This is a genomic window from Mycobacterium sp. Panama NTM2 (assembly GCF_054355555.1).
Window position 1 is genome coordinate 1,041,977 of record NZ_CM135953.1, and the last position, 19,813, is coordinate 1,061,789.

General features: G+C 68.3%; 21 protein-coding genes and 1 pseudogene. 18 read left to right on the forward strand and 4 right to left on the reverse strand.

Annotated features, from left to right (window positions below; genetic code table 11):
- Positions 1 to 2 precede the first annotated feature (2 nt).
- The 4 genes from mftD (at position 3) to mftG (ending at position 4,830) form a co-directional block, all read left to right on the forward strand.
- The gene (gene mftD, locus ACXYX3_RS05010; RefSeq protein ID WP_241205119.1) at positions 3 to 1,178 is read left to right on the forward strand and encodes a pre-mycofactocin synthase MftD; all 1,176 of its coding nucleotides are present in this window, start codon (positions 3 to 5) and stop codon (positions 1,176 to 1,178) included.
- A 79-nt stretch (positions 1,179 to 1,257) separates the two neighbouring features.
- Positions 1,258 to 1,989, forward strand: coding sequence for a mycofactocin biosynthesis peptidyl-dipeptidase MftE (gene mftE / locus ACXYX3_RS05015; RefSeq protein ID WP_458610390.1), 732 nt, complete (start codon positions 1,258 to 1,260; stop codon positions 1,987 to 1,989).
- Positions 1,986 to 3,401 carry a mycofactocin biosynthesis glycosyltransferase MftF gene (gene mftF / locus ACXYX3_RS05020; protein ID WP_458610391.1) on the forward strand — a complete coding sequence of 472 codons (1,416 nt, stop codon included), beginning with the start codon at positions 1,986 to 1,988 and terminating at the stop codon, positions 3,399 to 3,401. The genes mftE and mftF overlap by 4 nt, the downstream gene beginning before the upstream one ends.
- A 7-nt stretch (positions 3,402 to 3,408) precedes the next feature.
- Positions 3,409 to 4,830, forward strand: a complete 1,422-nt coding sequence (gene mftG / locus ACXYX3_RS05025; RefSeq protein WP_458610392.1) for a mycofactocin dehydrogenase MftG — start codon at positions 3,409 to 3,411, stop codon at positions 4,828 to 4,830.
- Here the strand turns inward: mftG and ACXYX3_RS05030 are convergent.
- The gene (locus tag ACXYX3_RS05030) at positions 4,820 to 6,376 is read right to left on the reverse strand and encodes an MFS transporter (RefSeq protein WP_458610393.1); all 1,557 of its coding nucleotides are present in this window, start codon (positions 6,374 to 6,376) and stop codon (positions 4,820 to 4,822) included. The genes mftG and ACXYX3_RS05030 overlap by 11 nt on opposite strands.
- An 86-nt stretch (positions 6,377 to 6,462) precedes the next feature.
- On the opposite strand from ACXYX3_RS05030, the gene ACXYX3_RS05035 reads away from it, so the two are divergent.
- Positions 6,463 to 7,080, forward strand: a complete 618-nt coding sequence (locus ACXYX3_RS05035; protein ID WP_458610394.1) for a TetR/AcrR family transcriptional regulator — start codon at positions 6,463 to 6,465, stop codon at positions 7,078 to 7,080.
- On the opposite strand, the gene ACXYX3_RS05040 is transcribed toward ACXYX3_RS05035, so the two are convergent.
- Together ACXYX3_RS05040 and ACXYX3_RS05045 are read right to left on the reverse strand one after the other, a co-directional pair.
- Positions 7,046 to 8,299, reverse strand: coding sequence for a cytochrome P450 (locus tag ACXYX3_RS05040; protein ID WP_458610395.1), 1,254 nt, complete (start codon positions 8,297 to 8,299; stop codon positions 7,046 to 7,048). The two genes, ACXYX3_RS05035 and ACXYX3_RS05040, sit on opposite strands and share 35 nt — an antisense overlap.
- 74 nt (positions 8,300 to 8,373) lie before the next feature.
- On the reverse strand, positions 8,374 to 9,735 hold the full coding sequence (locus ACXYX3_RS05045) for an FAD-dependent oxidoreductase (RefSeq protein ID WP_458610396.1): 1,362 nt from the start codon (positions 9,733 to 9,735) through the stop codon (positions 8,374 to 8,376).
- Between the two features lie 101 nt (positions 9,736 to 9,836).
- On the opposite strand from ACXYX3_RS05045, the gene ACXYX3_RS05050 reads away from it, so the two are divergent.
- The gene (locus ACXYX3_RS05050; protein WP_458611980.1) at positions 9,837 to 11,378 is read left to right on the forward strand and encodes a carboxylesterase/lipase family protein; all 1,542 of its coding nucleotides are present in this window, start codon (positions 9,837 to 9,839) and stop codon (positions 11,376 to 11,378) included.
- On the opposite strand, the gene ACXYX3_RS05055 is transcribed toward ACXYX3_RS05050, so the two are convergent.
- Positions 11,375 to 11,785, reverse strand: coding sequence for a hotdog fold domain-containing protein (locus tag ACXYX3_RS05055; RefSeq protein WP_458610397.1), 411 nt, complete (start codon positions 11,783 to 11,785; stop codon positions 11,375 to 11,377). The genes ACXYX3_RS05050 and ACXYX3_RS05055 overlap by 4 nt on opposite strands.
- Positions 11,786 to 12,046: 261 nt before the next feature.
- Between ACXYX3_RS05055 and rpsJ the strand changes: the two genes are divergently transcribed.
- From rpsJ to ACXYX3_RS05115, 12 genes and pseudogenes are all read left to right on the forward strand, one after another.
- Complete coding sequence (rpsJ, locus tag ACXYX3_RS05060) at positions 12,047 to 12,352, forward strand: 30S ribosomal protein S10 (RefSeq protein WP_003883485.1); 306 nt, start codon at positions 12,047 to 12,049, stop codon at positions 12,350 to 12,352.
- A 15-nt stretch (positions 12,353 to 12,367) separates the two neighbouring features.
- Positions 12,368 to 13,024 carry a 50S ribosomal protein L3 gene (rplC, locus tag ACXYX3_RS05065; RefSeq protein WP_241205127.1) on the forward strand — a complete coding sequence of 219 codons (657 nt, stop codon included), beginning with the start codon at positions 12,368 to 12,370 and terminating at the stop codon, positions 13,022 to 13,024.
- Complete coding sequence (gene rplD, locus ACXYX3_RS05070; RefSeq protein ID WP_241205128.1) at positions 13,021 to 13,671, forward strand: 50S ribosomal protein L4; 651 nt, start codon at positions 13,021 to 13,023, stop codon at positions 13,669 to 13,671. The genes rplC and rplD overlap by 4 nt, the downstream gene beginning before the upstream one ends.
- A complete protein-coding gene (rplW, locus tag ACXYX3_RS05075; RefSeq protein ID WP_143818599.1) occupies positions 13,671 to 13,973 on the forward strand; it encodes a 50S ribosomal protein L23 in 303 nt (100 codons plus the stop codon). Before rplD ends, rplW begins: the two co-directional genes overlap by 1 nt.
- Positions 13,974 to 13,996: 23 nt before the next feature.
- The gene (gene rplB / locus ACXYX3_RS05080) at positions 13,997 to 14,833 is read left to right on the forward strand and encodes a 50S ribosomal protein L2 (RefSeq protein WP_221358066.1); all 837 of its coding nucleotides are present in this window, start codon (positions 13,997 to 13,999) and stop codon (positions 14,831 to 14,833) included.
- Between the two features lie 11 nt (positions 14,834 to 14,844).
- Positions 14,845 to 15,126, forward strand: a complete 282-nt coding sequence (gene rpsS / locus ACXYX3_RS05085) for a 30S ribosomal protein S19 (RefSeq protein WP_011739061.1) — start codon at positions 14,845 to 14,847, stop codon at positions 15,124 to 15,126.
- 2 nt (positions 15,127 to 15,128) lie between these two features.
- On the forward strand, positions 15,129 to 15,581 hold the full coding sequence (rplV, locus tag ACXYX3_RS05090) for a 50S ribosomal protein L22 (RefSeq protein ID WP_241205129.1): 453 nt from the start codon (positions 15,129 to 15,131) through the stop codon (positions 15,579 to 15,581).
- Complete coding sequence (rpsC, locus tag ACXYX3_RS05095) at positions 15,581 to 16,417, forward strand: 30S ribosomal protein S3 (RefSeq protein ID WP_221358063.1); 837 nt, start codon at positions 15,581 to 15,583, stop codon at positions 16,415 to 16,417. Before rplV ends, rpsC begins: the two co-directional genes overlap by 1 nt.
- Positions 16,418 to 16,419: 2 nt before the next feature.
- Positions 16,420 to 16,836, forward strand: a complete 417-nt coding sequence (rplP, locus tag ACXYX3_RS05100) for a 50S ribosomal protein L16 (RefSeq protein ID WP_221358061.1) — start codon at positions 16,420 to 16,422, stop codon at positions 16,834 to 16,836.
- Positions 16,836 to 17,069, forward strand: a complete 234-nt coding sequence (rpmC, locus tag ACXYX3_RS05105) for a 50S ribosomal protein L29 (RefSeq protein WP_046362683.1) — start codon at positions 16,836 to 16,838, stop codon at positions 17,067 to 17,069. Before rplP ends, rpmC begins: the two co-directional genes overlap by 1 nt.
- Positions 17,069 to 17,368: a 30S ribosomal protein S17 gene (gene rpsQ / locus ACXYX3_RS05110; RefSeq protein WP_241205130.1), complete on the forward strand. Its 300-nt coding sequence runs from the start codon at positions 17,069 to 17,071 to the stop codon at positions 17,366 to 17,368. The genes rpmC and rpsQ overlap by 1 nt, the downstream gene beginning before the upstream one ends.
- A gap of 94 nt (positions 17,369 to 17,462) precedes the next feature.
- Positions 17,463 to 19,813: pseudogene (locus ACXYX3_RS05115) on the forward strand (arylsulfatase).

The window sequence follows — 19,813 nt, forward strand, 5'->3', positions numbered from 1 at the left end:
TCATGGCTCGTGATACCTGGTTCGAAACCGTCGCCATCGCCCAGCAGAGGGCCAAGAAGCGCTTGCCGAAATCGGCATACTCGTCGCTGATCTCCGCCAGCGAAAAGGGGGTGACGGTCGGCGCCAACGTCGAGTCGTTCTCCGAACTCGGTTTCGCGCCGCACGTCATCGGTGCCACCGAGAAGCGCGATATGGCGACAACGGTGATGGGACAGGACATTTCGCTGCCCGTCATCATCTCTCCGACCGGTGTGCAGGCGATCGATCCGGACGGCGAGGTGGCTGTCGCGCGCGCCGCGGCCGCTCGGGGCACCGCGATGGGTCTGTCCTCGTTCGCGAGCAAGCCGATGGAGGAGGTCACCGCGGTCAACGACAAGATCTTCTTCCAGATCTACTGGCTCGGCAGCCGCGACGACATCCTCGCGCGCATGGAGCGGGCTCGCGCCGCCGGGGCCAAGGGCCTGATCTTGACCACCGACTGGAGTTTCGCGCACGGCCGCGATTGGGGCAGCCCGAAGATCCCCGAGCAGATGGATCTGAAGACCATGATCCGGATGTCTCCGGAGGTCATCACCAAGCCGCGTTGGTTCTTCAGCTTCGCCAAGCATCTCCGGCCGCCCGATCTGCGGGTTCCCAACCAGGGCCGGCGTGGAGAGCCGGGGCCGACGTTCTTCGAGGCCTACGGGCAGTGGATGGGCACCCCGCCTCCCACCTGGGAGGATGTCGCCTGGCTGCGCGAGCAGTGGGGCGGTCCGTTCCTGCTCAAAGGCACCGTGCGCGTCGACGACGCCAAACGGGCTGTGGATGCCGGTGTTTCGGCGATCACGGTGTCGAATCACGGCGGCAACAACCTCGACGGCACTCCCGCGGCGATCCGCTGCCTGCCCGCCATCGCCGACGCCGTCGGCGACCAGGTCGAAGTTTTGCTGGACGGCGGTATCCGGCGGGGCAGCGACGTCGTCAAGGCGGTAGCTCTGGGGGCCCGGGCCGTCATGATCGGGCGCGCCTACCTGTGGGGCCTGGCGGCCAACGGGCAGGCCGGGGTCGAGAACGTCCTCGACATCATGCGTGGCGGGATCGATTCCGCGCTGATGGGGCTGGGGAAGTCCTCGATCCATGATCTGACCCGCGACGACGTCCTGATCCCCGACGGGTTCACCCGTACGTTGGGGGTGTGACGGACGGGGCACGAGGTGATGCCCTGACCGGCCGCGGAAATCTCGTGCTGCGCATGCGCCAACAACTGGCGCACAACAGGTGAATTCGGCCTACCATGCTCGCGTGGCTTCACCCCACGAGCTCGGGAACTCGACGTCGAGACAGCTGCAGGATTCTGCGTCCGCGCTCATCGTTCCCGTGGGGTCCACCGAGCAGCACGGCCCTCATCTGCCGCTGGACACCGATACGCGGATCGCGACCGCCGTCGCTGACGTCGTGGTCAATCGGCTGGCGGGCCCATGGTTGGTTGCTCCCGCGATCGCCTACGGCGCCAGCGGCGAGCACGAGGGATTCGCCGGGACCGTCTCGATCGGCACAGCGGCATTGACACAACTCCTCGTCGAATTCGCCCGGTCGGCCTGTCGGTGGGCGTCGCGGCTGGTGTTCGTCAACGGGCACGGCGGCAATGTCAGCGCGTTGCGCGAGGCGGTGTCGCTGCTGCGCTACGAGGGCCGCGAGGTCGCCTGGTGCTCCTGCGTGGCGGTCGGCGGCGACGCCCACGCGGGGCACACCGAAACCTCTGTATTACTACATATTTCGCCCGGTGTGGTCCGCGTGGATCTGCGAGTGCCGGGTAACAGGGGGGCGCTGGCGGAGTTGATGCCGCAGATGCGCCGAGGGGGAGTTGCCGCCGTCAGTTCGCTGGGTATTCTCGGTGATCCGACGACGGCGACGGCTGAAGAGGGGGGCAGGATCTTTGCTGGCATGGTCGACGCCGGGGTTGACCGGATCACACGCTGGGCGCCGGACGGCCAGGGGATGTTGAGGTGACGGGACAGCGGCTGCCCGATGGTTTCGCCGTTCAAGTGGATCGCCGCGTGCGCGTCTTGGGGGAGGGGGCAGCGCTGCTCGGCGGTTCGCCGACGCGCCTGCTGCGGCTGGCGCCCGCCGCGCAGACCATGCTCAACGGCGGCCGGCTCGAGGTGCACGACGCGGTCAGTGCGCAGTTGGCGCGCACCCTGCTCGACGCCACGGTCGCACATCCGCGGCCGCTGAGCGGGCCGTCGCACCGGGACGTCACCGTGGTGATCCCGGTGCGCGACAACCCATCGGGGCTGTACCGCCTTCTCGGCGCCCTGCGTGGGTTGAGGGTGGTGATCGTCGACGACGGTTCAGCGATTCCCGTGCAGCAGAACGACTTCGTCGACACCCACTGTGACGTCCGGGTGCTCCGGTTCGAACGCAACCGCGGCCCGGCGGCCGCGCGCAACGCCGGGCTGATGGCGTGCGACACCGACTTCGTCGCATTCCTGGACTCCGATGTGGTGCCGCGACGAGGCTGGCTCGAGGCGCTGCTCGGGCACTTCTGCGATCCCGCAGTAGCGCTTGTGGCACCGCGCATCGTCGCTCTCGCGCCGTCGGACAACGTGGTCGCGCGGTACGAGGCGGTCCGGTCGTCACTGGACCTGGGATTGCGTGAGGCGCCGGTGGTTCCGTTCGGCACGGTCTCCTATGTGCCCAGTGCGGCGATCATCTGTCGGCGGCGCGCCTTGCTGGAGGTGGGTGGCTTCGACGAGACGTTGACCTCGGGTGAGGACGTCGATCTGTGCTGGCGGCTGAACGAGGCCGGTGCCCGGCTGCGCTACGAACCGATCGCGTTGGTGGCCCACGATCATCGGGTCGAGCTGCGAAAATGGTTCGCGCGCAAGTCCTTCTACGGCGGATCGGCGGCGCCGCTGTCCATCCGTCACCCCGGGAAGACCGCTCCGCTGGTGATCTCGGGGTGGACCCTGGTGGTGTGGCTGCTCGTCGCGCTGGGATCGCGGCTCGGCTACCTGGGGTCGATCGCGGTGGCGGTGTTCACGGGCCGCCGGCTCGCACGGTCGCTGGCCAGTGTGCGCACCGAACCGATGGAAGTGGCTGTGGTCGCGGCCCACGGGTTGTGGGCTGCAGCGTTGCAGTTGGCCTCGGCGATCTGTCGGCACTACTGGCCGGTGGCCCTGGTGGCCGCGGTGTGCTCCCGGCGCTGCCGACAGGTGGTGCTGGTGGCCGCGGTCCTCGACGGGGTCTTCGACTGGGCGACCCGCGGCCACAGCGGTGTCGACGACGACACCAAGCGGGTCGGCATCATCACCTTCCTGCTGCTCAAGCGGCTCGACGACATCGCCTACGGTCTCGGCCTGTGGGCCGGAGTCATTCGCGAACGTCACGCGGGGGCGCTCAAGCCGCAGATCAGAACCTGACGCGGCGTTGGATGTCCTGATCGTCGGAGCCGGCAGCGCCGGTTCCGTTCTGGCGGAGCGACTCTCCGCCGACGAACGCTGCACCGTCACCGTCGTCGAGGCGGGTCCGTCGCCGAGCGATCCACGGGTGCGACGGCAGATCACCGATGCGCTACGCCTGCCGCTCGGCGAGGCGAGCGGTGTGGTGCGGCGTTACACGGCCGAGCTGACCGGGGCGCCGCGCCGCACCGCCCAGATCATGCGGGGTGCCGTGGTGGGCGGGTCGGGCGCGGTCAACGGCGGGTATTTCTGTCGGGCGCTGCCGTCCGACATCGACGGTTGGGCGCTGCCGGGATGGACGTGGCGCGACGCCCTGGATCACTTCATCGCGATCGAGCGGGACCTGGACTTCTCGGGGGAGCTGCACGGTGACCGCGGACCGATCACCGTTCGTCGTGTCTCCGAGTTCGACGGGTGCACAGCGTCTTTCGTCCGGTCGGCACTCGACGCGGGATTCGCCCGAGTGGACGATCTGAACGGGTCGACCCCGCAGGCGCCGGTGCCGCCCGGGGTGGGCGCGGTGCCCCTGAACATCGACCGGGGTACCCGCGTGGGGCCGGGCGGCGCGTTCCTCGAGCCGGCGATGAACCGGTCCAATCTGACGGTGCTCACCGACACCCGGGTGCTGCGGCTACGGGTCGACGGCCGACGGGTGGTCGGTGCCGAGTGCGTCGGGCCGAACGGTCCGACGGTGCTCGAGGCTGACCGGGTCGTCCTCAGTGCGGGCGCGATCGGCTCGGCGCACCTGTTGATGCTCTCGGGCATCGGACCCGCGTCGTCGCTGAGCGAGGTCGGGGTGCCGGTGGTGGCCGACCTGCCGGTGGGCGTCGACACGGTCGACCATCCCGAATGGGTGCTCCCCGTCAGCTGGTCCGCCACCCACGGGGTGCCGCCGCTCGAGGCGGTGTTGACCACCGAGGACGGTATCGAGATCCGGCCCTACACAGCGGGATTCGGTGCGATGACGAGTGACCAACGCGACGATCCCACCGACCGGCCCCACCTGGGGGTGACGCTCATGAGGCCCGCCTCGCGGGGACGGGTCACGCTGGTATCGGCCGACCCGCACGTCGACCCCCTGATCGAGCAGCGGTACGACACGGCGCCCGGCGATGTCGAACTGCTGCGCCGAGGGGCCGACCTCGCGATCGAGATCGCTTCCGGCACCGTGCAATCGGGGCCCACATGGGCAACGTCGCAACATCTGTGCGGTACCGCGAGAATGGGCCGCGACGGCGATCCGGCCGCGGTTGTGGACCCCCGCTGCCGGGTGGTCGGTGTCGACGGCCTGTGGGTGGTCGACGGGTCCATCCTGCCGTCCATCCCGAGTCGGGGGCCGCACGCGACGATCGTCATGGCCGCACACCGAGCCGCGGAATTCATTTCCTGAACAGCTGCCTGCCGTCGCGGCCCGGCGCCCACGCCGCGACGAAAAGGGCTGCCGCCACGATGATCCCGGCGAGTGCGAGCATCGCATGGTCGGACGCCTGCACGAACGCCGAGCGGGCCGCGTCACTCAGCGCCTGACCCTGGGGGCCCATCCGTTCCGACAGGGACAGGGCGTAGGCCAGCGAGTCGGTCGCGGTATCGCGTACCTGCGGCGGGAATGCGGAGAGGTGCGGGGCCAACGAGGTCCGGTAGGACGCGGCGAGGATGGATCCGGCCACGGCGATGCCGACCGCGGCGCCGACCTCGCGAGTCGCATCGTTGACCGCTGATGCCACGCCTTGCTTCTCGTCGGGCACGGCGTTCATGATCGCCGACGTCGTCGGCGCGGTGCAGAGTCCGACGCCGGCGGCGATGATCAGCATCGGCCACATGACGTCCAGGTACACCGCGTCCGCATCGGCGAACCGCATGCAGTACAACCCGGTCGCGATCAGCAGCAGGCCGACGGTGACCGTCCACCGGAAGCCGACCCTGGGCAGGATGAGGTGCACCGTGACGCTGAGCACCATCACGGGAACCACCAACGGAGCCAGCGCGAACGCGGTGCCCAGCGCCGAGTACCCCATCACCAGTTGCAGGAATTGCATGCCGAGGTAGAAGAACCCGAAGTTGGCCAGGAAGAGCATGGTGACGCCGATGGCGCCGGTGGCGAAATCGGGCCTGCCGAACAGTCGTACGTCGAGCAGCGGGTGGCGGCGGCGAAGCGCAACGGCGCCGAAGGCCACCGCCAGCAGGATGCCGCCCACGAGGCCGCCGAGCACCAGCGGATCGGTCCAGCCGCGCATGGGTGCCTCCACCACCGACACGACGAACACCGCGAGAGCACTGCCGATCAGTGCGGCGCCCAGCCAGTCGATGGGCGTCGCCTCGGGATCGCGCGAGCTGCCGATGGTGCAGGCGAGCACGAAGACCAGCACCGCCTCGGCGGCCAGCGCGATGAACACCGACTGCCATGGGTGGTACTGCAGCAGCAGGCCGGTGCCGAGGAAGCCGACGATGGCACCGGAGCCCGCCACTCCCGCCCAGATTCCGATGGCTTTGTGCCGCTGCGATTTCGGGAACGCCGCGGTGAGCAGAGAGAGCGTCGCGGGCATGACGAACGCCGCGCCGACGCCGGTCAGCGCCCGAGCGGCGATCAGCTGGGTGGGGGTGTCGAGCGCGATGGGCGCCGCGGAGGCCACACCGAAGACCACCAGACCCACCAGCAGCGCGCCCCGGCGGCCATAGCGGTCGCCGAGGGCGCCGGCGGGCAGCAACAGGCAGGCCATGGCCAGCGTGTACGCGTCGACGATCCAGGTCAGCTGGGCCTGCGTCGCCGAGGTCTCGCGGGCGATGTCGGGCAGCGCGGCGTTGAGGGCCACCATCGAGGAGATCACCAGCAGCAGCGCCAGGCTGGCCACGGTGAGCAGCCAGCGCCGCGCGCGCGGCGACAGGGCGGCGATCTCGGCGTCGATATCCTGATCGGACGGCGTGCTCGTGTCTGTCATGGACTCTCTCTCGCCGGGGTTTCGAGACTAACAGTCTCGGTACAAGACCGATAGTCTCTATACCCGTCGACGAGAAAGGACACACCATGACGGCCGGCGGTGGCGATCCCAGGCCGGCCCGTTCGCGCGCGCGATTGCTCGAGGCCGCGACCGCGTTGCTGCGCACGGGTGGCCCGGGTGCGGTGACGATCGACGCGGTGACCCGGCACGCCAACGTCGCCCGCGCGACCCTCTACCGCCACTTCCCGAGCTCGAACGACCTTGTCGCAGCGGCGTTCATGAGCTTGATCCCGCCGGCGCCCATGCCGCCGACGGACGGCACCCTGCGCGAGCGTCTCATCGCCGTGGTGGGCGGTTGGGCAGAGGCGATCGCCGAGGCGCCGACGCTGCTGACGGCCATGGCGTGGCTGTCCCTGGGGCCCGACATCGCCGAGGTGCCCACCGCCGGCGGGGCGGTGGGGTCACTGCGGGAGCGCATCGCCGAGCAGTACTCGGCGCCGTTCGACGCCATCTTCGACAGCCTCGACGCGCCCGAGCGCCTCGGCCGCGTCGACAGAACCACGGCGTTCGCGCTGCTGATCGGCCCCCTGGTGTTCGGCCGGATCAGCACGCTGTCCGAATTCGATTACCGCGCAACGGCTGTCGCGGCCGTCGACGGCTTCCTCGCGGTCAGCGCACGGAGTAGCGGATCGGAAGGTGCTTGAGCCCGCCGACGAACGTCGTCGCGGCAAGTTCGGGCTCGCCGGCCAGCTCGATCGACTCGAGCCGGGGTACCAGCTCGGTGAACAGGCTGTTCATCTCCATCCGCGCCAGGGCGGCGCCCAGGCAGAAGTGCACGCCGTAGCCGAAGGACACATGCCGGTTGGGGTCGCGGGCGATGTCGAAGCGGAACGGTTCGTCGAAGATCTCCTCGTCCCGGTTGCCCGAGACGTAGGCCAGGTACACCGATTCGCCCTGTGCGATGGGCACGCCGCGCACCGTGGTGTCCTCGGCGGCGGTCCGCATGAACTCCTTGACCGGCGTGGTCCAGCGGATCATCTCCTCGACCGCCGTCGGCATCAGATCCATGTTCGTCCGCAACCGCGCCAGCTCACCGGGGTTCTCGATCAGCGCGAGCAGTCCGCCGGAGATGGCGTCCTTGGTGGTGTCGTGACCGGCGCTGGCGACGATCACGTAGTACGACGCGGTGTCGATGTCGGAGAGGGGCTCACCGTCGATGCGACCGTTGGCGATCGCCGACGCCAGGTCGTCGGTCGGGGTCTCCCGGCGTGAGGCGGTCAGCGTGGAGAAGTAGGCGAAGAAGTCGAGCAGCACGGCCATCTGCTCCTCGGGGCTGACGCCGCGCTTGTACTCGTCGTCGTCGCCGCCGAACATCTCCTGCGTCAGTGCGTGCATCCGGCCGTAATCCTCCTCGGGCAGCCCGAGCAGCGACATGATCACGTAGAGCGGGAACTGCACCGCGATGTCGGTGACGAAATCGCACTCGGGCCCGATGTCGCGCATCCGGTCGACATATCGCTTGGCCAGCTCGTCGACCCGCACCTTCAGGTCGCGCATCGCCTTCGGGCGGAACCAGTCGGCGCCGATGGAGCGCACCTTGCGGTGGTGCGGATCGTCCATGTGGATCAGCGTGCGCAGCCCCATGCCGGCTTCCATCTGCTGGGCCATGTAGTCGTCGGCGGCCGCCGTGGCCAGCAGCGGGCGCGGTTCGGAGAGCCACAGGTCGTTGGCCCGCTCGATGGCCATGATGTCCGCGTGCTTGGTGATCGCCCAGAACGGCCGATACGGACCGTTGTCGACCCACGCCACCGGCTCGTTGGCGCGCAGGTGCGCCAACGCGGCGTGCAGCCGGGCCTCATCGGCGTACGCCGTCGGGTCGGCCAGGACTTTCGCGGCATCGTCCATCGTGCGGGGGTCGCTCATTCGCATCTCCTCGGGGCTACTTGACGCCTGTCAACTTACCATTCTATGTGACGCGCGCCACCCTGGACGGCACATTAGGCGAGCGCGCCGAGGAGCTGATTGAAGGCCTCCGTCATCGAGGGGTGCGTGTAGATCTCGTCGCGCAACCGGGTCGCCGAGATGCCGTGGCGCATGGCGAGCGCGACGACGTTGATGACCTCATGTGAATCGTGGCTGAGCAGCGCGGCGCCCAGGATCTGATCGGTGTCGGCGTCGACGACGACCTTCATCATTCCGTCGGGTTGTCCGACGATCCGCGCGCGCGGCACCGTGGCCATCTTGGCCACCGGCAGAGCCGCGACCTTCAGCCGGCGGCCGTCAACGCGGGCGGCGCGTTCGGTCAGGCCCACCCGTGCCAGCGGCGGCGTCATGAACAGGACGTAGGGCACGGCCACCCGGTCGGCGGTGCTGCGCCGGCCCGTCCCGGAGAGCTGATCGAGGACCACCCGGTAGTCGTCGAGGGAGACGTAGGTGAACTGCGGTCCGCCGTTGACGTCGCCGACGGCGAAGATGTGGGGCTGGTTCGTGCGCAAGTGGTCGTCGACGACGACGGAGCCGTCGGCGCGGGTGTCGACCCCGGCCCGGTCCAACCCGAGGTCTGCGGTGACGGGCCGGCGGCCCAGTGCCACCAGGATGCGTTCACCCGTGGCAGAGGCCGATATCCCCTCGACGTCGTAGTGCACGGTTGCCCCGTCGACGGACGTCACCGCCGCCGAGGTGACGACCTTGACTCCGGCGGCGGCCAGCAGGTCGGCGGCCATCGCGGCGACGTCGTCGTCCTCCTGGCCGAGGATCGCCGAATGCCGTTCCAGGACAGTCACTTCCGCACCGTAGCGGGCGTACATCGCGGCGAACTCCAGCCCGACGTAGCCGCCGCCCAGCACCACCAGCTGACGCGGCAGGTCCTCGGTCGTGAGCAGGTCGGTGCTCGTCACCACGCGATCGTTGCCGCGCAGCCCGGGGATGTCCGGCACCACGGGTTCCGACCCGGTGCTGATGACGATGTGCTCACCGGTCACCGTGAGCTCGCCGTCGGCTGTCTGCACCGAGACGGTGTGGGCGTCGGTGAAGGTGGCGGATCCGGTGATCACGTCGACGCTCGCCAGACTGTCCAGCATCGCGAAGTTCTTGGCGCGCAGATCGGCGGTCAGGTCGGCGGTCGCATGCACGGCACGGGTATAGCTGGTGGGGTCTGGGCGGCTGAGGTGCTCGGCCGCGAACACCATCGATTTGGTGGGCACGCAGCCGATGTTGATGCACGTGCCGCCGTACATCTGCGCCGAGCGCTCGATCATCACGACCCGTCGGCCCTGGGCGCCCAGCGCCGCGGCGAGGGTCTTCGCCCCCTTGCCGAAACCGATGGTCACCAGGTCCGCGTCCAGGTGCCGTTGCGCCATGGGTGTTCCTTTCGTCGAGTTGTCGATCATCATGACCATCTAGGCTCGCCTCTGTGCGATGGACGCGGCTGCCGGCCTGCCTGACAGCCTTCCTGGCGGCGATGGTGCTCGTGGCCGGTTGCGTCCGCAGCGACGGACAGAGCGCGCCGGCGGCCTCCCCACCGGCCGATCCGGCGGTGGTGCAGACCGCGTCGGGCACTCTCCGCGGTGTCGTCACACCGGACCACCGCCTGTTCGCCGATGTGCCGTACGCCGCTCCGCCCGTCGGCCCGCTGCGCTTCGCCGATCCGCAGCCACCGGCACCGTGGCCGGGCGTTCGCGACGCCACCACCTTCGGTCCCCGGTGCATGCAGAGTCTCGGCGGAGACATCGAGTTGGGCCGCCAGACCGACGAGGACTGCCTGAGCCTCAATGTGTGGACCCCGCCGGCCTCCGGGCAGAAGCGCCCGGTGATGGTGTGGATTCACGGCGGGGCGTTCGTCAACGGCAGCGGACGCATCTACGACGCCCACCGGCTGGCCGCGCGCGGCGACATCGTCGTCGTCACCCTCAATTACCGCCTGGGCGCGCTCGGGTTCCTGGCCCACCCTGCACTCGGCCCGCCCGGACAGACCGGCAACTACGGGCTGGCCGATCAGCAGGCAGCGCTGCGGTGGGTCCGGGACAACATCGGCGCCTTCGGGGGTGACCCCGACCGCGTCACCGTCGCGGGGGAGTCCGCCGGCGGGATGTCGGTGTGCGATCACCTCGTCGCACCCGGCTCGCGGGACCTTTTTTCCGCGGCCATCATCCAGAGCGGGCCGTGCCAGGCCCAGGCGGCCCTGCCGGACGCACAGCAACGCTCGTTGGCCTACGCCGCCGAGCGCGGATGCGGCGATCCGGCCGCGGCCGCGCGGTGTCTGAGGTCGCTGCCCGCCGACAAGCTCCGGGAGCCGGTGTGGCTCTACGGCATCGGCGACGACCAGCTCAGCGGGCCGGTCACCGGCTCCGCCGCGCTTCCGGTGGACCCCGTGCGGGCGATCGGCGGTCCCGACGCGCAGCGCGTTCCGGTGTTGATGGGTACCACCCGCGACGAGTTCACCCTGTTCGTCGGCATGCAGTATCTGCGCGACGGCGTGCGCTACGGCCCGCAGGATTACCCCCGCCTGCTGGCCGGCGCGTTCGGTCGCAACGCCGCAGCGGTCGAGGAGCACTATCCGCTCTCGGCCTACCCGGACGTGCCGCTCGCGTACTCCGCGGCCGTCACCGACGGCGTCTTCTCCTGCCTCGGCGATCGGATGGCCCGCCAGATCCGCGACGAACCCGTCTACTTCTACGAGTTCGACGACCGCGCCGCCCCGGCACCAGAACCGTTGAAGACCCTGCCGTTCCCCGTCGGCGCGAGCCACTCCCTGGAACTGCGGTACCTGTTCGACGTGGGGCCCGCGCTGCCGCTGAACCCCGCGCAGCAGAAGTTGGCCGACCAGATGATCGACTACTGGGCGTCGTTCGTGAAGACCCAGACACCGAACACCGACGGCCAGCCGCAGTGGGACGCGTTCTCCGACGGCAACCGGGCGATTTCGCTGCGGCCCGACGGCAGCCGCATGACCGGCGAGTTCCGCGCAACCCACCAGTGCGACTTCTGGGACGGCATCTCCTAGCTCAGGCGGGAGTCACCCAGCAGGTGATGTCGGCGTGTACGGGTGAAGTCCGGCGGGTCCAGCCGCGCCGTCGCGCGCAAGGACGTCGTCGCCTTCTGCAGGTAGGCGACGGTCATCGACTTCGGGATCCAGCGGTGCGTCGTCGGCACCGTCGCCTCCATCAGCATACCCATCGCCGCCTCCGCCGCGTTGCACGATGCGATGGCGTGCACCGTGCCGAGATGGTTGTAGAGGAAGAACCACTTGGGAACCGACACCTCGGCCACGCCGGGCTCCATCCGCCGGACATGAGGAAGGATCGACGCGAAGTACGGCACCCTGGCCATGGCGGCCAGTGAGAAGGCCCGGGATCCGCCGGGGACGCGAGTGAGGCGCTGCCATGCGCGGTAGGTGGGAGAACTGGTCATCATCGGGACCTTACTCGCCGGTAAGTTCCGTCTGACCAGGGATTTGGAGCACGCGCAGATCTGAGGCATACTGTTCGGGTTGCCTTGAGCCGGGTTCGCCTGGCCTCGGCATGCGACTGTCGCCCCTTGCGGGGCGCGTCCGGTCTCCTCTCGTGTGCGGGCGACACACCCGACCGCGGGGACCGGTGAACCACAGACAGGTAAACAGCGGCGGCACAGCCAGGCCCTTCGTGGGCCCGTTAGTAGTGAGGTAGGAGAAGCGTGGCGGGACAAAAGATCCGCATCAGGCTCAAGGCCTACGACCATGAGGCCATCGATGCCTCAGCGCGCAAGATCGTCGAGACGGTCACCCGGACGGGTGCGAGTGTGGTCGGCCCGGTGCCGCTGCCGACCGAGAAGAACGTGTACTGCGTCATTCGGTCCCCGCACAAGTACAAGGACTCGCGGGAGCACTTCGAGATGCGCACCCACAAGCGGTTGATCGACATCCTCGACCCCACGCCGAAGACGGTCGATGCGTTGATGCGCATCGACCTGCCGGCCAGCGTCGACGTCAACATCCAGTAGGAGAACCCGAAAAAAATGGCTAGACAAGGCATTTTGGGCACCAAGCTGGGCATGACGCAGGTGTTCGACGAGAACAACAAGGTCGTGCCGGTGACGGTCGTCAAGGCCGGGCCCAACGTCGTGACGCGCATCCGCACCCCGGAGCGTGACGGCTACAGCGCCGTGCAGCTCGCCTACGGCGAGATCAGCCCCCGCAAGGTCACCAAGCCGGTGACCGGTCAGTTCGCCGCCGCCGGGATCAACCCGCGCCGGCACCTCGCCGAGCTGCGGCTCGACGACGAGGCCGCGGCCGCCGAGTACGAGGTGGGCCAGGAACTGACCGCCGAGATCTTCGCCGACGGTGCGTACGTCGACGTGACCGGCACCAGCAAGGGCAAGGGCTTCGCGGGCACCATGAAGCGCCACGGCTTCCGTGGCCAGGGCGCCAGCCACGGCGCGCAGGCCGTGCACCGTCGGCCGGGCTCGATCGGTGGCTGCGCCACCCCGGGCCGCGTCTTCAAGGGCACGCGCATGTCGGGCCGCATGGGTAGCGACCGCGTGACCACGCAGAACCTGAAGGTGCACAAGGTGGACGCCGAGAACGGCGTGCTGCTGATCAAAGGTGCGGTCCCCGGGCGTAACGGTGGACTGGTCGTTGTCCGCAGCGCAATCAAGCGAGGCGAGAAGGCATGACACTCAACATTGATGTTCAGACCCCGGCCGGCACGAAGGACGGCTCGATCGAGCTGCCCGCCGAGCTGTTCGACGTCGAGCCCAACATCGCGCTGATGCACCAGGTGGTGACGGCGCAGCTCGCCGCCAAGCGCCAGGGCACGCACGCGACCAAGACCCGCGGCGACGTCTCCGGCGGCGGCAAGAAGCCGTACCGCCAGAAGGGCACCGGTCGCGCCCGTCAGGGTTCGACGCGCGCCCCGCAGTTCACCGGCGGCGGCGTCGTGCACGGCCCGCAGCCGCGCGACTACAGCCAGCGCACCCCCAAGAAGATGATCGCCGCTGCCCTGCGCAGCGCGCTGTCGGACCGGGCGCGCAACGACCGCATCCACGCGGTCACCGAGATCGTCGAGGGTCAGGCGCCGTCGACCAAGAGCGCGAAGTCGTTCCTGGCGACCCTGACCGATCGCAAGCAGGTTCTGGTCGTCATCGGCCGAGCCGACGAGACCAGCGCGCTGAGCGTGCGCAATCTGCCTGGCGTGCATGTGATCTCGCCGGACCAGCTGAACACCTACGACGTGCTCAAGGCCGACGACGTGGTCTTCAGCGTCGAGGCGCTCAACGCGTACATCGAGAGCGCGAGCAAGAAGAGTGAGGTGTCGGCCTGATGGCTACCGTGACCGATCCCCGCGACATCATCCTGTCCCCGGTGATCTCGGAGAAGTCCTACGGGCTCATCGAGGACAACGTGTACACGTTCGTCGTGCACCCCGACTCGAACAAGACGCAGATCAAGATCGCCATCGAGAAGATCTTCAACGTCAAGGTCGCCTCGGTGAACACGGCCAACCGGCAGGGCAAGCGCAAGCGCACCCGCACCGGTTTCGGCAAGCGCAAGGACACCAAGCGCGCGATCGTGACGCTCGCCGCGGGCAGCAAGCCCATCGACCTGTTCGGAGCGCCGGCCTAGCCGGCAGGGAGAACTAGAGAATCATGGCAATTCGCAAGTACAAGCCGACGACCCCCGGTCGCCGCGGTTCGAGCGTCTCCGATTTCGCCGAGATCACGCGTGACCATCCGGAGAAGTCGCTGGTTCGTCCGCTGCACGGCAAGGGCGGTCGCAACGCGCACGGGCGCATCACCACCCGCCACAAGGGTGGCGGCCACAAGCGCGCCTACCGGGTGATCGACTTCCGTCGCCACGACAAGGACGGCGTCAACGCCAAGGTCGCGCACATCGAGTACGACCCCAACCGCACCGCGAACATCGCGCTGCTGCACTACCTGGACGGCGAGAAGCGCTACATCATCGCGCCGCAGGGACTCAAGCAGGGTGCTGTCGTCGAGTCGGGCGCCAATGCCGACATCAAGCCCGGCAACAACCTGCCGCTGCGCAACATCCCCGCCGGCACCGTGATCCACGCGGTGGAGCTGCGGCCCGGCGGCGGCGCGAAGCTCGCCCGTTCGGCCGGTGTCAGCATCCAGCTGCTCGGCAAGGAGGGCACCTACGCCTCGCTGCGTATGCCCAGCGGTGAGATCCGCCGCGTCGACGTGCGCTGCCGCGCCACCGTCGGCGAGGTCGGCAACGCCGAGCAGGCCAACATCAACTGGGGTAAGGCCGGCCGCATGCGGTGGAAGGGCAAGCGCCCCACCGTCCGTGGTGTCGTGATGAACCCCGTCGACCACCCGCACGGCGGTGGCGAGGGCAAGACCTCCGGCGGCCGCCACCCGGTCAGCCCGTGGGGTAAGCCCGAGGGCCGCACCCGCAAGCCGAACAAGGCGAGCGACAAGCTCATCGTCCGTCGCCGGCGCACCGGCAAGAAGCGCTAGGGAGTAAAGCGATGCCACGCAGCCTCAAGAAGGGCCCGTTCGTCGACGACCATCTGCTCAAGAAGGTCGACGTGCAGAACGAGAAGAACACCAAGCAGGTCATCAAGACCTGGTCGCGCCGGTCCACCATCATCCCGGACTTCATCGGCCACACCTTCGCCGTCCACGACGGTCGCAAGCACGTGCCGGTGTTCGTCACCGAGTCGATGGTCGGGCACAAGCTGGGCGAGTTCGCCCCCACCCGCACCTTCAAGGGTCACATCAAGGACGACCGGAAGTCGAAGAGGCGCTAGTAATGACGACAGCCATCGAATATCCGTCCGCGAGCGCCAAGGCGCGCTTCGTGCGCGTCTCGGCCACCAAGGCCCGCCGCGTCATCGACCTGGTCCGCGGCAAGAGTGTCGAGGAAGCCCTCGACATCCTCCGCTGGGCGCCGCAGGCCGCCAGCGAGCCGGTCGCCAAGGTGATCGCGAGCGCTGCCGCCAACGCGCAGAACAACGAGGGGCTCGATCCCTCCACGCTGGTGGTCGCCACCGTCTACGCCGACGAGGGCCCGACGGCCAAGCGCATCCGGCCGCGCGCGCAGGGTCGCGCCTACCGGATTCGCAAGCGCACCAGCCACATCACCGTGATCGTGGAGAGCCGACCGGCCAAGAACGCAGGCAGGCAGGGTGCGTCCGCGTCCGCAGCACGCGCCCGCCGCGCGCAGGCCAGCAAGGCCGCCAGCAACAAGGGAGGCTCGGAGTAGTGGGTCAGAAGATCAATCCGCACGGTTTCCGTCTCGGCATCACCACCGAGTGGAAGTCGCGGTGGTTCGCCGACAAGCAGTACGCGGACTACATCAAGGAAGATGTGGCGATCCGCAAGCTGCTGGCCACGGGCCTGGAGCGCGCCGGCATCGCCGACGTGGAGATCGAGCGCACGCGTGATCGCGTGCGGGTCGACATCCACACCGCGCGTCCCGGCATCGTGATCGGTCGCCGCGGCACCGAGGCCGACCGCATCCGCGCCGACCTGGAGAAGCTCACCAAGAAGCAGGTGCAGCTGAACATCCTCGAGGTGAAGAACCCCGAGTCGGTGGCTCAGCTGGTGGCCCAGGGTGTGGCCGAGCAGCTGAGCAACCGTGTGGCGTTCCGCCGCGCGATGCGGAAGGCGATCCAGTCGGCGATGCGCCAGCCCAACGTCAAGGGCATCCGGGTGCAGTGCTCGGGCCGCCTGGGCGGCGCCGAGATGAGCCGCTCGGAGTTCTACCGCGAAGGTCGCGTGCCGCTGCACACGCTGCGCGCCGACATCGACTACGGCCTCTACGAGGCCAAGACCACCTTCGGCCGGATCGGCGTGAAGGTCTGGATCTACAAGGGCGACATCGTCGGAGGCAAGCGTGAGCTCGCCGCCGCCGCACCCGCCGCGGACCGCCCGCGTCGTGAGCGTCCGTCGGGCACCCGGCCGCGTCGCAGTGGCGCGTCGGGCACCACGGCGACCAGCACCGACGCCGGCCGGGCCGCTACCGAGAGCCCGGCAGAAGCGCCCGCCGAGGCCACCGCTGCTGCGGGCGCACCCGCCCCGGAAAACACGGAGAGCTAGTCATGCTGATTCCCCGCAAGGTCAAGCACCGCAAGCAGCACCACCCGCGGCAGCGCGGCGTCGCCAGCGGCGGCACCACGGTCAGCTTCGGTGACTACGGCATCCAGGCCCTGGAGCACGCCTACATCACCAACCGGCAGATCGAGTCCGCTCGTATCGCGATCAACCGACACATCAAGCGTGGCGGCAAGGTGTGGATCAACATCTTCCCCGACCGTCCGCTGACCAAGAAGCCCGCCGAGACACGCATGGGTTCCGGTAAGGGTTCGCCGGAATGGTGGGTGGCCAACGTCAAGCCCGGTCGCGTGCTGTTCGAGCTGAGCTACCCCGACGAGGCGACCGCACGGGCCGCCCTGACCCGCGCCATCCACAAGCTGCCGATCAAGGCTCGCATCGTCACCAGAGAGGAGACCTTCTGATGGCAGTAGGAGTATCGACGGGAGAGCTCCGTGAGCTCACCGACGACGAACTGACCGACAAGCTTCGCGAGTCCAAGGAAGAGCTGTTCAACCTGCGCTTCCAGATGGCGACGGGCCAGCTTGCCAACAACCGCCGGCTGCGTGTCGTCCGGCAGGAGATCGCACGGGTGTACACCGTGCTGCGCGAACGTGAGTTGGGTCTGGCCGCCGGACCCGGAGGTGAGGATTCGTAATGGCAGAGACCACAAAGGGTGACAAGCACACCCCTCGGACCGAGCAGCCGCGCGGCCGTCGCAAGACCGCCATCGGCTACGTCGTGTCGGACAAGATGCAGAAGACCATCGTTGTCGAGCTCGAGTCCCGTAAGTCGCACCCGTTGTACGGCAAGATCATTCGGACCACGACGAAGGTGAAGGCGCACGACGAGAACGGCGATGCCGGTGTCGGCGACCGCGTCTCGCTGATGGAGACCCGGCCGACGTCGGCGACCAAGCGTTGGCGCCTGGTCGAGGTCCTCGAAAAGGCCAAGTAGCCACACGGCACGACCTGTCAAAACCCCCGCACGCCACCCGGCGGCGGGGGTTTTTGCCTGCTGGTCTACTTCGCTGGGTGTACTGTGCGGCGCTATGGCCACGGAATTCAACGGCAAGATCGAGCTCGACATCCGGGATTCCGAACCCGACTGGGGGCCGTACGCGGCCCCGGTCGCCCAGCCGGATGCGCCGAACGTGTTGTACCTGGTGTGGGACGACACCGGCATCGCGACGTGGGATTGTTTCGGCGGGCTGGTGAACATGCCCGCGATGAGCCGCATCGCCGAACGGGGCGTGCGCCTGTCGCAGTTCCACACCACCGCGCTGTGCAGCCCGACGCGTGCCTCGCTGTTGACCGGCCGCAACGCCACGACCGTGGGAATGGCGACCATCGAGGAATTCACCGACGGTTTCCCCAACTGTAACGGCCGGATTCCGTTCGACACCGCGCTGCTCTCCGAGGTGTTGGCGGAAAACGGTTACAACACCTACTGCGTGGGCAAGTGGCATCTCACCCCGCTCGAGGAGTCGAATCTCGCGGCGACCAAACGTCATTGGCCGCTGGGCCGGGGCTTCGAACGGTTCTACGGGTTCATGGGCGGGGAGACCGACCAGTGGTATCCCGAGCTGGTGTACGACAACCATCCGGTGCCGCCGCCGGCAACGCCGGAAGAGGGGTACCACCTGTCGAAAGACTTGGCCGACAAGACGATCGAGTTCATCAGGGACGCGAAGGTGATCGCGCCGGACAAACCGTGGTTCACCTACCTGTGCCCGGGCGCCGGGCATGCACCGCACCACGTGTTCGCCGAATGGGCCGACCGCTATGCCGGCGCATTCGACATGGGCTACGAGCGCTACCGCGAGATCGTGCTGGAGAACCAGAAGCGGCTCGGCATCGTGCCGCCCGACACCGAACTCTCACCGATGAATCCCTACTCGGACGTGACGGGCCCGAACGGGGAGCCGTGGCCTGCGCAGGACACGGTGCGACCGTGGGATTCGCTCAGCGAGGACGAGAAGCGGCTGTTCAGTCGCATGGCCGAGGTGTTCGCGGGCTTCCTGTCCTACACCGACGACCAGATCGGCAGGGTCCTCGACTATCTCGAGGAATCGGGTCAGCTGGACAACACGATCATCGTGGTGATCTCCGACAACGGCGCCAGCGGTGAAGGCGGGCCGAACGGGTCGGTCAACGAGGTCAAGTTCTTCAACGGCTACATCGACTCGGCCGAGGAAAGCCTCAAGCATTTCGACGATCTGGGCGGGCCGCAGACCTACAACCATTACCCGATCGGCTGGGCGATGGCGTTCAACACCCCCTACAAGCTCTACAAGCGCTATGCCTCCCACGAGGGTGGCATCGCCGACACCGCGATCGTGTCCTGGCCCAGGGGATTGCCGCGCACGGCGAGGTCAGGGACAACTACGTCAACGTCTCCGACATCACGCCCACCGTCTACGATCTGCTCGACATCACCCCGCCCGCGATCGTTCGCGGGGTGCCGCAGAAGCCCCTCGACGGCGTCAGTTTCAAGGTGGCTCTTGAGAATCCGCTCGCGCCGACGGGGAAGGAAACCCAGTTCTACACCATGCTGGGCACGCGCGGTGTCTGGCACAAGGGTTGGTTCGCCAACACGGTGCACGCCGCATCGCCGGCGGGCTGGTCGCACTTCGACACCGACCGATGGGAGCTGTTCCACATCGAGGCCGACCGCAGTCAGTGCCACGATCTGGCCGCCGAGCACCCCGAGAAACTCTCGGAGATGGTCGATCTGTGGTTCGCCGAGGCGGCCAAGTACAACGGACTGCCGCTCAGCGATCTCAACATCTTCGAGACGATGTCGCGGTGGCGGCCCTACATCGCCGGGGAACGGCAGTCCTACACCTACTATCCCGGGACCGCCGACGTCGGCATCGGCGCCGTGGTGGAACTGCGCGGACGGTCGTTCGCCGTGCTGGCCGAGGTCACCGTCGACTCCGACGATGTCGACGGTGTCGTCGTCAAACACGGTGGTGCACACGGCGGTTACGTGATGTACGTGCAGGGTCACCGATTGCACTTCTGCTACAACTTCCTCGGTGAGCAGGAACAGACCCTGTCCTCGGCCGATCCGCTGGGCGTCGGCCGGCACACCCTCGGGTTCGCGTTCACGCTGACCGGCACGGCACCGGGGTCGCACACCCCGATCGGCGACGCCGCGCTGTACGTCGGCGACACCCAGGTGGCCGACTACCGCGAGATGCGGGTGCATCCGGGCACATTCGGCCTGGCCGCGGCGAGTCTGAGCGTCGGAGCCAACAACGGTTCCCCGGTGTCGCGCGCGTTCGCCGCGCCGTTCCCGTTCACCGGCGGCACCATCGCCCAGGTGCGCATCGACGTCTCCGGCGCGCCCTACAGCGATCTGGAGCGCGACTTCGCGCGCGCGTTCGCCAAGGACTGA